The following is a 12,618-nucleotide window of genomic DNA, read 5'->3' on the forward strand; positions in this document are numbered from 1 at the left end:
AGATTAAGGGATTTTTTGAAGACAACAATAGTAAAGGCAGAAAACAGCGTCACCATAATTAAGGTGTTGAGCGGCCAAAGGTAGAGCTTGAGGAGATATATAACGGGTATCATGAACAGCAAAAACAGGGACAGCTGAAAGACTACCGTTTTCAGGACGTCTAAGTGCAGCAGTTTTAAAAATACATAAAAACAGCTGATCAAAATAAAAAGACCTTTGACAATCGTAAAAAACACGTCGACTCACCTACAACAACATAAAAGAAAGATATCCAACACAAAGTATTAGCCAAAAACTAACAGGGTTTTCCCTTCGTTTTTAGTATTTTTGTATCACAAAAACAAACTAAAAAGGAGGGGTCATTCATGGATTGGTTAATCGGGATTATGAGATCGTGGTATCACACTTAACGCCAAAAGCCGCTCCTTTGGGGGCGGCTTCTTTAATAATCCGCCTTGATTTTGTTGGCGTAATAGTAAATAAACTCCGTCAATGTTGGGACGCCCTTGTCAGAGTGGATACGCGCGGTGTAAAACTTGAGCAGGTCGTCAATATCGGCTGTCCGCCAGGCTCTATTGATGGCGTTTTGCATGGCCCGCTCGACACTGGATTCCGTTTTCCCGTATTTCTGGCCGATGATTGTGCACAAGTTTTGAACGGGCTGCTTGACAACCAAGTCGATGGCATCAATCAGATAGGCATTGCCAACGGCCTTTGGACTGATGCCGACATTGGTTAGTTCTGTTCTGATGCGCGATAAAATTCTTTTGTTGCGCACCTGCGGCGTTTCTGTTGTGGCGTGCTCCGGCGCGGCACTTTGAATCCGGCTGTGGATAATTGGCCGCATCATGAGCAAAAAATCGAGAACACCCTTTGCTGAGTAATCCGGCTGGTGCTTTGAAATGATAAAATCGGCACCGAGCTGACGCGCTGATTCATATGTCACCGAGCTCGTGTTATTCGTTGTGACAAGGACATATGGATTGACGGCGAGCGCCATCTGCCGAAGCTCCTGCAGCACAAACAGGCCGTTTCCACGGCCATGGTGCAGCTCCAAATCCAGAATGATGGCATCAGGCAGACAGTCCTTAATATACCCAATGGCATCACTGGAGTTGTTCGTCACCCCGACGAGTGTAACATCCTCGCGTTGATCCGCACAAACGATGAATTCGCGGCAGGAGGCCTCGTCATCTTCAACCAGCAAAATCGAGAGCTTTTTATCCATAAAAAATCTCTCCATATCCGTTTTTATGTAAATATTATTACATATAACGATAAAAAGCAACGGATTCCAACAAAAATTTATACAAAAAGCAATTTCCTATTTGTTTGAAATATATAAATATAATGGTATTTACCGCATGGCTGCAAGCGTTGTAGCGGACGAGGGAGGCATTTCAGATATCCGAGCATACAGTTTGGAGTGATGAATGATTTGAGTGACGTGGCAGAGCACATGGATAACGGCTTGCGGCTTGATTTTCTGGAGGATCAGTTCAATCAGGAAATGTTATGTTTTTTTGTACGCCGGACGATGAACCTGGAGCTTCAAAAAATCGTTGATTTGATTACGGAAGGCAATGCAATCCTCAAGGAAATATCCGATCCTGTAAACGTAAATGCCGTTGCCGTTCTGATTGATGATTTGAATCGTCAGCTCACGGCACATTTAATGAAGCTGAATGGACTGTATGGGCCTATCAGCCATAAAATTTAACAGGCATATGCTTCTGTCTCGCTATTTTTCGCTCATCTATATCATACACAGGACTCTCGTCTGTTTGTTGTCGAAAAAGGGCGGCACGGACTCTTTTATGGTCTTATCAGAACGAATTTGCTTGTATTTGAGGCATTGAATGACGGTTTTATGTTAATAAAGCGCCGAAAACTGATGGTTTTCGGCGCTTTTGGCATCCCCGAGACGATTCGAACGTCCGACCTATCGCTTAGGAGGCGATCGCTCTATCCTGCTGAGCTACGGGGACATATGAAATTAGATTAGTCGGCGCACATCATTTTAACGCCTGCGCCATGCCCTGTCAAGCGCCGCAAGCCCTGCAAGCCAGTCGCCGCTGACAAGAATAAACTTGACATAAAACAAAAGGAGTTGTAAAATAATTCAGGTGATTTTTACAAAACATTGGGAACATTTCACAAAATTGTGGGCCTGACGTCTAAACAGATGTACCAGTGTTAATAAGAATTTTAATTGAAAAAGGAGGTGTGTTCCCTTATTATGCAGCCACTTGAACTGATAATCTTCACCGTTGTTCTGATCACGGTGTTTATTATAGCATTTTTCCTCGGCATCACTTACAGAAAAAAGGTTTCCGAGCGCGAGATTCAGAGCGCCGAAGAAAAAGCGAAAAGGATTATCAATGATTCGATAAAAGCAGCCGAGAGCAAAAAGCGCGAGGCCCTCTTGGAGGCAAAGGAAGAAATACACAGAAACCGCAGCGAGTATGAACGTGAAGTGAAGGAACGGCGCGGAGAAGTCACAAAGATGGAGCGCCGACTCCAGCAGAAGGAAGAGACACTCGACAAAAAGTCCGACGCGCTGGAACGCAAGAACGAACAGCTGGCCAGAAGGCTATCGGAGCTCGACCGTTCGTATGAAGAAGTTGCCACCGTTAAACGCAGCCAGCTGGAAATGCTGGAAAAAATCTCAGGCTATACGGCTGAAGAGGCAAAAGCCTATCTGATCAAAAACCTCGAATCCGAGGTGACACACGAAGCCGCCATGAAGATCAAGGAGATCGAAGGCCGCTTTAAAGATGAAGCCGAACAAAAAGCGCGCGAATACATCACGCTGGCCATTCAGCGCTGCGCCGCCGACCATGTCGCCGAAGCAACCGTTTCTGTTGTTCCGCTGCCGAACGATGAAATGAAAGGCCGCATCATCGGCAGAGAAGGCCGAAACATCCGCGCTATTGAAACATTAACCGGCGTTGACCTGATCATTGACGACACGCCTGAGGCAATTACACTGTCAAGCTTTGACCCGGTGCGGCGCGAAATTGCCCGTATCGCGCTTGAAAAATTGATTCTTGACGGGCGCATTCATCCGGCCCGCATTGAAGAAATGGTTGAAAAGGCGAAACGAGAAGTCGACGCGACAATTAAGTCTGAGGGCGACCGCGCAACATTTGAAACCGGTATTCACGGATTGCACGGCGAGGTCGTCAAGCTCCTTGGGCGGCAGAAATACCGTACAAGCTATGGGCAGAATGTTCTCAGCCACTCTATTGAGGTTTCACATATTTCCGGCCTGCTGGCGGCCGAGCTCGGTGCTGATGTGATGACGGCCAAGCGCGCCGGGCTTCTGCACGACCTCGGTAAATCCATTGACCACGAGGTTGAGGGCAGCCACGTGACAATCGGCGTCGACCTCGCCCGGAAATATAAAGAGAGCGAAGAGGTTATCCACGCTATCCACGCCCACCACGGTGACGTTGAACCGAAAACGATTATCGCCTGTATTGTTCAGGCGGCCGACACGATTTCGGCGGCACGGCCGGGCGCGCGGCGGGAGAATATCGAAAACTATATCAAGCGTCTTGAAAAGCTTGAAGAGCTTACGAATTCCTTCTCTGGTGTTGACAGCTCCTATGCCATTCAGGCGGGGCGCGAAATTCGGATTATGGTAAAGCCCGAGGATGTCTCTGAGGATCAGATGGTTATTTTGGCCCGCGATATTGCCAAAAAAATCGAAAATGACCTAGAGTACCCCGGCCAAATCAAAGTCAACCTCCTGCGAGAGACGAAGGCGATCGAATACGCGAAGTAAGAGCGTTTCGGTGCCTGCGGCATGAACCGATTCATGAACTGGCGCCGTCATTCAGCGGCGCCAGTTTTATTATTTGGCCAAAGCGCTGCGTTAGTCCGCGCATGGGAAAAAAGAGAGGTTACACATGATAAAACTCGAACTGGACGTAACAGTTGCCGATTACGGCAGTCTGGCAGAGCAGTTTCTGCCTCAAATTGCCGAAAAGCTCAAGGGGTCAAACAACCCGGCTGCCAAGCTCTTATCCGGCGGCGCCTCGTCTGCCGTCGCTAAAATGATCCTGTCAAAACTGCCGAAGGCCGCACTTGACCAATTGACGGCGGAACTGATCAACACGAATCAGGAGCAGATCAAAAAGGCACTTGAAAAGCTGGCGGAACAGCAGAACATTCACCTGCAAATCGAACGACTGACGGCAGCTGCCGCCGGTCAGACGTCTTAACGGCGCGCCGCTTGGCGACGCACGGATATCAAACTTGACGGCAGCACCTTGTCGGTAAACAAGACGCCGTCAAGATGGTCGATTTCATGGCATAGAACGCAGGCGAGCCTGCCGGATGCCGCCATTTCATATGGTTTTCCTTTTGTGTTGAGCGCCCTGACGACAATGTTCTCAGGGCGCTTGACTTTTCCGTACAGACCGGGCAGACTGAGGCAGCCCTCAAAAGACACTTGGCGGCCATCCGAGCGGATGATAACGGGATTGATAAATAGGAGATGTGACGACTCGTTTTTGACGACAATCAGGCGCTGAGGCGACCCAACCTGCGGCGCGGACAGCCCAACGGCCTGATGTGCTTCTAGCGTCTCGGTAAGGTCATTCAAAAGCGTTATGATTGATGTATTGACAGAACGGACCTTTTCCGCCTTTTTTCGCAGAAGTCCGCTTGATTCGGCTGTGAGGATATTGAGGACGGACATAGTGGCTGTTCCTTTTTACCGGTTTAAAATCAAAAACCATTAATGTTTGCATGCGCCATGTTATCGCCGGTTTATCCTATTGTATGACACGGCCTTCTGTTTGTTCGAGCCGATGAATGCGCGCAAAGCACGCCTCGTTGCAATTGACATATAATGAAGCAGAAATCCGGTATGTTTACCGCGTTTCAATTGGAGGCTAAACCGTGTTAAACAATGAAAACCCAAATTCAGGGATCATGACAAATAATGACCAGCAAATGATCATGCCTGACACCCCGAATAATGCACAGACGCTGGCTGAAAATGTAAAATCCTACCGCGCCATGTACCCTGAGGTCTATTTTAAATTGAAGCCGTTCATTACATCGACAAGCGACATCATCCGTTCGACGAACAGCATGTTGCCGGCACAAGAGGAGCTTGACACGATCTGTGACGATATCCTCAGTGACTTTTGCCGTATGCACCCCGACATGGAAGAATATATGGCCGGCAATCAAAATAACGATCCGCCGGAGGCTGTTCAGACAATCGTTTTCGGCGGCCGTTACAGGCCGGGCTATGGCAGACCGAGACGCCGCGGATTCGGCAGAGACCTGATCGGCGGCCTTTTGCTCGCAGAGCTTCTCGGCGGCCATAGGTATCCATACGCACCATACTATCCGTATTATCCGTATTCCCCCTATTATTAATTCCCGTAATAGAGCAGAAAGGCCATCAATAATTGATGGCCTTTCTTTATATGATTTTCGCGTTTACGGTTTGAGGCCGCCGCTGTGACAGAGAATATCGCGGCAGCTGTCGCCGTCAAGACCGGGCGTGCCTTCAAAAGCGTTTACATAAAGCTGGTGTATCTCACAGACGAGCGGGAAGCGCGGGTTGGTGCCGGTGCACTGGTCGTCAAAGGCTGCCTGGCTCATCTCCTCCAGCGTGGCGAAGAATTTGTCTCTTGAGAGGCCGAAGCCACCGATCGTCTTTGGGATGTCTAGCTGTTGTTTTAACGAATCTATAGCGTTTATTAAGAGATTAATTTTCTCATCCGTACTGCTGCCGCCGAGGCGCAGATAATCGGCAATCTGCGCGTACCGCCATTTGGCGTTTGGATAATGGTACTGCGGGAAGGCCGCCTGCTTTCGCGGATCGTCCACGGCATTATAGCGGATGACTTCATTAATTAAAAGGGCGTTAGCGATGCCATGCGGGACGTGGTGAAGGGCGCCGAGCTTGTGAGCCATGGAATGGCACAGCCCCAGAAAGGCGTTTGAAAACGCCATACCGGCAATAGCCGAGGCGTGGGCCATCTTTTCGCGCGCTTTGAGGTTCTTCGAGCCGTTATCAAAAGCCTCTGGAAGGTATTTAAAGATCAGCCGGATGGCCTCAAGCGCAAGACCGTTTGTATATGCGGAGGCGAGTGGCGACACATAGGCTTCAATGGCATGGACGAGTGCGTCAATACCGGAAGCGGCCGTCAGCGCTTTTGGCAGATGCATCATCAGTTGGGCGTCGATGATGGCCATATCGGGGGTCAGCGCATAGTCGGCCAAAGGGTATTTCAGGCCGGTCCTGTCGTCCGTTATGACCGTGAAGGGGGATATCTCCGACCCTGTTCCGGCTGTCGTCGGTATGCAGATGAGCATGGCCTTGTCACCCATTTTCGGAAACGCGTACACGCGCTTGCGGATGTCCATAAAGCGCAGGGCGAGGTCCTCAAAGCGTACCTCAGGATGCTCATACAGCACCCACATAATTTTTGCCGCGTCCATCGGCGAGCCGCCGCCGACGGCCATTATAACGTCCGGCTTATAGTCCGCCATTTCCGCAGCGCCTTTTTCGGCCTGCTGCAGCGTCGGATCCGGCTCCACATCAAAATACACTTTGGACGACAGGCCCATTTCCGTGAGCTGCGCCGTTATGGGACCGATCGTGCCCAACTGGTAGAGCGGCTGATCGGTGACGATGAAGACTCTTTTTTTATGCATGTCCCGAAGCTCCGACAAAGCCGTTGCCAGGCAGCCGTATTTGAAATATATTTTTTTCGGGACTCTGAACCACAGCATGTTTTCTCTCCGCTCAGCGACTGTTTTGATGTTTAAGAGGTTTTTGACGCCGACGTTGTCTGTTACGGAATTGCCGCCCCAAGTGCCGCAGCCAAGCGTTAGTGATGGCGTCAGCTTGAAATTATAGATATCACCGATCGCCCCGTGGGCGGCCGGCATGTTGATGATCGTCCGACCCGTTTTCATAACGTTGCCGAAGCGCTCGATCCGGCTTAGTGATCGGAGCTGATCTGTGTATAAAACAGATGTATGCCCAAAGCCGCCGAGCTCAACGAGGCGCGCGGCTTTCACAAGCGCTTCCTCAAACGTCCCCGCCCGGTACAGGGCCAAGAGGGGAGAGAGCTTTTCATGGGAAAACGGCTCGTCAAGCTCGACGGACGTGACTTCCCCAATGAGCACCTTGCAATCGGCCTCAACGTCAATGCCGGCCATTCTGGCTATTTTACAGGCGCTTTGCCCGACGATGGCCGCATTGATGGCGCCGTTTTTGAGAATAATTCCGCGGAGTCTGTCTGTTTGATCCGGTATAAGGATCGCGGCACCTCTTTTTTCGAATTCGCGCCTGACATCGTCATAGACGGCGTCAAGGGCAATGACTGCCTGCTCCGACGCGCAGATGACGCCGTTATCAAACGTTTTCGACAGGAGGATGGAGCTGACAGCCGTTTTGATATCGGCCGTCTCGTCGATAATGACCGGCGTGTTACCGGGGCCGACGCCGATGGCGGGTTTACCGGAGGAATAGGCCGCTTTGACAAGCGACGGCCCACCGGTGGCGAGGATAAGGTCGGCCTTCTGCATGAGAAGCTGTGACAGAGCTACTGACGGCTCGTCAATCCAGCCAATCACGCCCTCCGGCGCACCGGCCCGAACAGCGGCGTCCTGAATAATCCGCGCGGCGGCAACCGTTGATTTTTTGGCGCGGGGATGCGGGGAGAAGAGAATGGCATTACGCGTTTTCAGGGCGATCAGGGCTTTGAAAATCGTTGTTGACGTCGGATTCGTCGTTGGGATGATTGCTGCGACGAGACCGACCGGCTCAGCTATTTTCATGATCCCGGCGGCATCGTCACGGTCAACAATGCCGCATGTTTTGGCATCCTTATACTGATTGTAGATATACTCCGCGGCAAAGTGGTTTTTGATTACCTTGTCCTCAAAAACACCCATGCCCGTCTCCTCAACGGCCAGTTTTGCCAGGTGAATACGCGCGTCGTTGGCGGCCATGGCGGCCTGACGGAAAATATCGTCGACGTGAGACTGTGAAAAGGCTGAAAACGCCTTTTGACTTTGATGCATGGATGAGATTTTTTCAAGTAGCTCTTCGGGATTTGTAACCATAGCTGCGCTCCTTGCTCTTATTGTCATAAACAGTGACAGCAATAATGCCCGTCATTAGTTTGACAAAATTTCTTAAAAATATAAAAGAGCGTGCCTGACTACAGGAAAATGAAAAAAGACGGAGAGTGTATCCTCTCCGTCTTTCAATGAGACGAATGTTATGGCAGGATCGGCTGCTCTGTTGCTTGCAGAATCCGGTTGAGCTCCGCGCCGGACATTTTTTCGTTCTGGCACAAATAGGCGGCAACGGCGTGGAGCGCATCAAGATGATTCGTCAGAAGCCGCAAGGCCTGCTCCTGTGCGGTGCCGACAATCCGCTGAATTTCAGTGTCGATTTCCGCCGATATGCGGCCGGATAAAATACCGTGCTGCCGGTCTCTGCCGTGGCCGTAAGTCACGGGGCCGAGCTGCTCGCTCATGCCGAATTTTGTGACCATCGAACGGGCGAGCTCCGTCGCGCGCTCAATATCGTTGGAAGCGCCGGTAGAGATATCGTCCAACGCGATGCTTTCAGCTGCCCGCCCGCCGAGGAATATGCAGATCTGTTCAAGCATTTCGCCCTTTGTCTCGTAATTTTTATCCTCCGCCGGCGGCGTCAACGTGTACCCGCCGGCGCGCCCTCTGGGGATGATCGAAATCTCCTGCACCTGCTTTTTAGAGGGGAGGTACGCTGTGACGAGGGCGTGACCGGCCTCATGGTAGGCTGTAAGCTTCTTTTCTTTTTCACTCAAAACCTTTGACTTTTTTTCGGGCCCGGCGACGACTTTTATAACGGATTCCTCAATTTCCGTTCTGCCGATGACAGGTCGGCCACGTTTAGCGGCTAAAAGCGCTGCTTCATTCAGGAGATTGGCAAGATCGGCGCCGGTGAAGCCGACAGTGGCTTTGGCAACGTCATGAAAATGGACGTTAGAATCGATCGGCTTTTCTCGCGCATGGACATTCAGAATAGCTTCACGGCCCTTGATATCCGGCGCGCCGACGTAAACCTGGCGGTCGAAGCGGCCGGGTCGCAGGAGCGCCGGGTCCAAAATATCCACTCTGTTCGTCGCCGCGATCACAATGACGCATTCGTCCGAGGAAAAGCCGTCCATCTCAACGAGAAGCTGATTGAGCGTTTGCTCCCGCTCGTCGTTGCTACCGCTTTGGCCGGCACTGCGGCGGCGGCCGACAGCGTCAATCTCGTCAATAAAAACGATGCAGGGGGCAACTTTTTTGGCTTTTTCAAAGAGGCTCCGGACGCGGGATGCACCGACACCCACATACATTTCGACAAAATTTGAGCCGGACATTGAAAAAAACGGCACGCCGGATTCGCCGGAGACGGCCTTGGCAATCAGCGTTTTGCCTGTTCCCGGTGGCCCGACGAGCAAAACGCCCTTTGGAATCTTCGCACCGAGCTTGTTAAACCGCTGAGGACTTTTTAAAAACTCGACAATTTCCTTGAGCTCTTCCTTCTCCTCGTCCGCCCCGGCGACGTCGGCAAATGTCTTTTTATCTTTGGAGGCTGTTTGCGTGTTTGGTTTTAGATGTGTGAACGCCAGCGCGTTTTTGCCCCCGCTTTTCTTGATAACACCACTGCGGAATAAGATGAACGCCACCCCGGCAACGAACACCAAGATATATGGCAGCACGCCGATAAAGGATGACCCCTCCCACGGCTGCGTATAGTCATAAACAATTTTGCTCTCCGGGTGGGAGACGTTATAGTCTGTTACAAGCGGTTCGATCTGTTTGATAAAGAGATCGACATCAGCAACTGTATATGTAACCGTCCCGCCGCCGCGCAGGTCGGCGGAGAGTGTGCCGCTGCCCACATTGAGCGTGTAATGGGAGACTTGCCCGGCTTCAAAGTAACCGACGACGTCGGAGTAAAGAAGCGACGCTTTTTTCGGCTGCATTAAAAAAATCGCAAGACATGCCGAAGCGGTAAGGATTATGGCGGATAGGATCAAAATAAGACGTTTTTTATTCATATCATCACTTTCCAGGGCGTCACCAAAACTTGTGCTGTTGCACACGTTTTATTATACATGAATGAAAAACCCTTGTGGCTGATAAGTTTCTGGTAATTCCGGCAGAAATTAAACGAGAGTTTAAAACATTTGAACAATATTCTCTGCTTTGCACACAATGATATGTCTGGCGTTTAAATAGGGTTGATATGGCGGGTGAAAATGGTTATAATTTCAAAGGGCCCGGACTAAATTCGTGTTGGGAGAATTCATAATGCGTGATAATAAGACGGCTGCCGATATCGATAAGATACAGGGGAAGACCGATAAACAAACGCTCACCACAGATGCCGATAGACAGAGTGAACAATACTTTTTCCCCGCCCTGACCGACAGCTTGTTGTCTGCCTTTAGCGGCAAGGGCGCAACCGTTGCAGCCGTGACGGCCGCTGTTAAAAACGCTGTCAGCGTTGACACACTGAGCAACAACCTTGCCGAGGTGTTCCGCATTTCGAAAGAGGACGCTGTGAAAGTCCTTGAGGTAAACGGCTTTCGTGAGCTAATTGAGCAGTCGCGCCTGAAAAACACAGGGGCAAATGACAGCAGACCATCGACGCTTGTTTTATCAGACGGCGGAAAAACAAAAAACCCCTATAGCAAACTGTTTGAGATTGAGTCTTCTCCCGGCCTGCAAGAACCGGTTGCACTGGGCGAGGCACTCAAAAACACGCTGGAGGGCCTGTTTGACACGTTGGCGGCAACCATGCAAAACGACACGCTGGCAGGGCTTTACCGTGGTGACGTCATGGGGTATTATAACGACTTTATGACGGATATGGCACCGGTAATTATGGATTATATAAACACGAACTTCGACGGGGGCCGCCCCATGTACATGGTTACGACCGGCATCGGCGCCAACGAGCAGTTTACCCATTTTATTGCGGATGTGAATAACAAAAATAAAGACCGCCGCCTCGATTGGCTTGTCATCGATTCGCCACGGAAGCTTGCGCTTTTACCGCCGGACGCGACTGTTCAGAATACATTATTTGTTGAGTTTTCACGAAGCAGCTTGACAGAGGAGACGGTGAAAACCCATGAGTACACGCCGCGCGAGGCTAAGAGAATCGTTTTTTCCAATTCCGGGCCGCTCAAGCAGCTTGCCGAACGTGACAAGAATTTAATTTTGCATTTCCCCGATCAGGTCTCCGGCCGTTTCGGGCGGAATAAAACGCCGATGCTCCTTGCGCCGATGCTGATTGCGGGCATGGACACGGCACAGTACTGGAAAGACATTGACGCGGCCATCAAAGTGTTTGATTTGAGCGACACCAATTCACTGCCGTTCGTTTTGGCAAAATTCCTCGTCGTCCATCAAAAAGAACATTTAAAGAACTTTATTTATTTTGGCGCTAATGACGATGCGCTTGGCCTACTCGCGGATGAGTTTATTCAGTTCTGGAACGAAGGCGTCAATAAAACGGGCAATGATTTTCTCATTTCCCGATTTTTTGGATTGCCGCGTGACTCGCATATGAATATTGAGGGGATTCTGGGCAACCGGGCGACCAAAATGGGCGTTTTTCTCCTGCGGACGGATCTGCGTGCTCAAAACCGGCATCCGATGGTTCGTGCGGAGATCGACCCCATTAATCCGGCACATCAGGGGCTACAGTTCGGTGACGAGGAAGCCGTTCTGGCGATGGCCAATTACAAGCGATTTTCCGAAATCATGCCGACACTCCTAATAAAGGTTCCCATGGCACCCGACTTACGCCATTCAGCGGTTTTGGGACAGCTGTTTGCGGATGTGACGTACGTTTATTCCAGGATCCTCGGGATTGACCCCGGCTCGAATCCAGAGGTCAAAGCCGTACGGGAACGGTCTGCCGCGCTGCTGGCTGAAGCGGCCGGACGCCTCCGAGAATACGGCCCGACAGCAGAAAACTTATTTTAAAAGAAAAAGCGATCCGAAACGGATCGCTTTTTTATGCTCGGGCTGTCTTGCCCGGTGTGCCAGATGATTTAATGCTATGCGCCAAAAAGCGCCAGAGCTTTTTCGGCAACGCGCCTGCCGAAGGTGACAAAGAGGTCGCGCGTATTGTCGAGTGCACCGGCAATGGCCACAGGGCCGAGATGGATAATCGGCTTGCCGCAGCCGGCACCGGAGGAGTAGACGAGCATGCCCTTGACGAGCAGATGATGCAAAACGTCTGCAATGGCGACATCTGCGCCGCCGTGAACAAAATTGGCGGTGGAGAAAGCCGCGCCGAGCTTACCGGAGAGATTGACGCTTCTGTCCGTGTCAAGCCACTTTTTCAGCTGCCATGCCATACCGGCGGCATAAGTGGGTGTGCCGATGATGACGGCCGCGCTATCTTTGACAAATTCGGCGTCAAGGGCACCTTCATTGCTGAGGTTCATCAGCTTGACGTCAACGCTGCCCGCAAGCTGTATGCCCTCTCGAATAAAACCGGCTGCTTTTTCCGTGTTGCCGGACTGGCTGACATATAATATGGATATTCTCATCTTAACAACTCACTTTCTGCTGTCG

10 protein-coding genes and 1 tRNA gene are annotated in these 12,618 nt (G+C 50.9%); 5 read left to right on the forward strand and 6 right to left on the reverse strand.

Annotated elements, in window-relative coordinates:
* Positions 1 to 442: 442 nt before the first annotated feature.
* A complete protein-coding gene (locus tag IZU99_02900) occupies positions 443 to 1,228 on the reverse strand; it encodes a response regulator (protein ID UOO38220.1) in 786 nt (261 codons plus the stop codon).
* 210 nt (positions 1,229 to 1,438) lie between these two features.
* Between IZU99_02900 and IZU99_02905 the strand changes: the two genes are divergently transcribed.
* The gene (locus IZU99_02905; protein ID UOO38221.1) at positions 1,439 to 1,720 is read left to right on the forward strand and encodes a hypothetical protein; all 282 of its coding nucleotides are present in this window, start codon (positions 1,439 to 1,441) and stop codon (positions 1,718 to 1,720) included.
* Positions 1,721 to 1,911: 191 nt separating this feature from the next.
* Here IZU99_02905 and IZU99_02910 read toward each other — a convergent pair.
* Positions 1,912 to 1,988: transfer RNA gene (locus IZU99_02910), tRNA-Arg, on the reverse strand.
* Between the two features lie 251 nt (positions 1,989 to 2,239).
* On the opposite strand from IZU99_02910, the gene rny reads away from it, so the two are divergent.
* A complete protein-coding gene (gene rny, locus IZU99_02915) occupies positions 2,240 to 3,790 on the forward strand; it encodes a ribonuclease Y (protein ID UOO38222.1) in 1,551 nt (516 codons plus the stop codon).
* Positions 3,791 to 3,914: 124 nt separating this feature from the next.
* Positions 3,915 to 4,229: a hypothetical protein gene (locus IZU99_02920; protein ID UOO38223.1), complete on the forward strand. Its 315-nt coding sequence runs from the start codon at positions 3,915 to 3,917 to the stop codon at positions 4,227 to 4,229.
* Here IZU99_02920 and def read toward each other — a convergent pair.
* Positions 4,226 to 4,708 (reverse strand): peptide deformylase, encoded by a 483-nt coding sequence (gene def / locus IZU99_02925; protein ID UOO38224.1) that lies wholly within the window; start codon positions 4,706 to 4,708, stop codon positions 4,226 to 4,228. The two genes, IZU99_02920 and def, sit on opposite strands and share 4 nt — an antisense overlap.
* Positions 4,709 to 4,911: 203 nt before the next feature.
* Here def and IZU99_02930 point away from each other — a divergent pair, with 203 nt between their 5' ends.
* Positions 4,912 to 5,400 carry a hypothetical protein gene (locus IZU99_02930; GenBank protein UOO38225.1) on the forward strand — a complete coding sequence of 163 codons (489 nt, stop codon included), beginning with the start codon at positions 4,912 to 4,914 and terminating at the stop codon, positions 5,398 to 5,400.
* 63 nt (positions 5,401 to 5,463) lie between these two features.
* Here the strand turns inward: IZU99_02930 and adhE are convergent, their stop codons facing one another.
* Together adhE and ftsH are read right to left on the reverse strand one after the other, a co-directional pair.
* Positions 5,464 to 8,106, reverse strand: a complete 2,643-nt coding sequence (gene adhE / locus IZU99_02935) for a bifunctional acetaldehyde-CoA/alcohol dehydrogenase (protein UOO38226.1) — start codon at positions 8,104 to 8,106, stop codon at positions 5,464 to 5,466.
* Between the two features lie 158 nt (positions 8,107 to 8,264).
* On the reverse strand, positions 8,265 to 10,082 hold the full coding sequence (ftsH, locus tag IZU99_02940) for an ATP-dependent zinc metalloprotease FtsH (protein UOO38227.1): 1,818 nt from the start codon (positions 10,080 to 10,082) through the stop codon (positions 8,265 to 8,267).
* A 253-nt stretch (positions 10,083 to 10,335) separates the two neighbouring features.
* On the opposite strand from ftsH, the gene IZU99_02945 reads away from it, so the two are divergent.
* A complete protein-coding gene (locus IZU99_02945; GenBank protein UOO38228.1) occupies positions 10,336 to 12,021 on the forward strand; it encodes a hypothetical protein in 1,686 nt (561 codons plus the stop codon).
* Between the two features lie 74 nt (positions 12,022 to 12,095).
* On the opposite strand, the gene IZU99_02950 is transcribed toward IZU99_02945, so the two are convergent.
* Positions 12,096 to 12,593: a flavodoxin family protein gene (locus IZU99_02950; GenBank protein ID UOO38229.1), complete on the reverse strand. Its 498-nt coding sequence runs from the start codon at positions 12,591 to 12,593 to the stop codon at positions 12,096 to 12,098.
* Positions 12,594 to 12,618: the final 25 nt, after the last annotated feature.

The sequence above is a fragment of the Oscillospiraceae bacterium CM genome (genome assembly GCA_022870705.1).
In the GTDB taxonomy this organism is placed as follows: domain Bacteria; phylum Bacillota; class Clostridia; order Oscillospirales; family Oscillospiraceae; genus Sporobacter.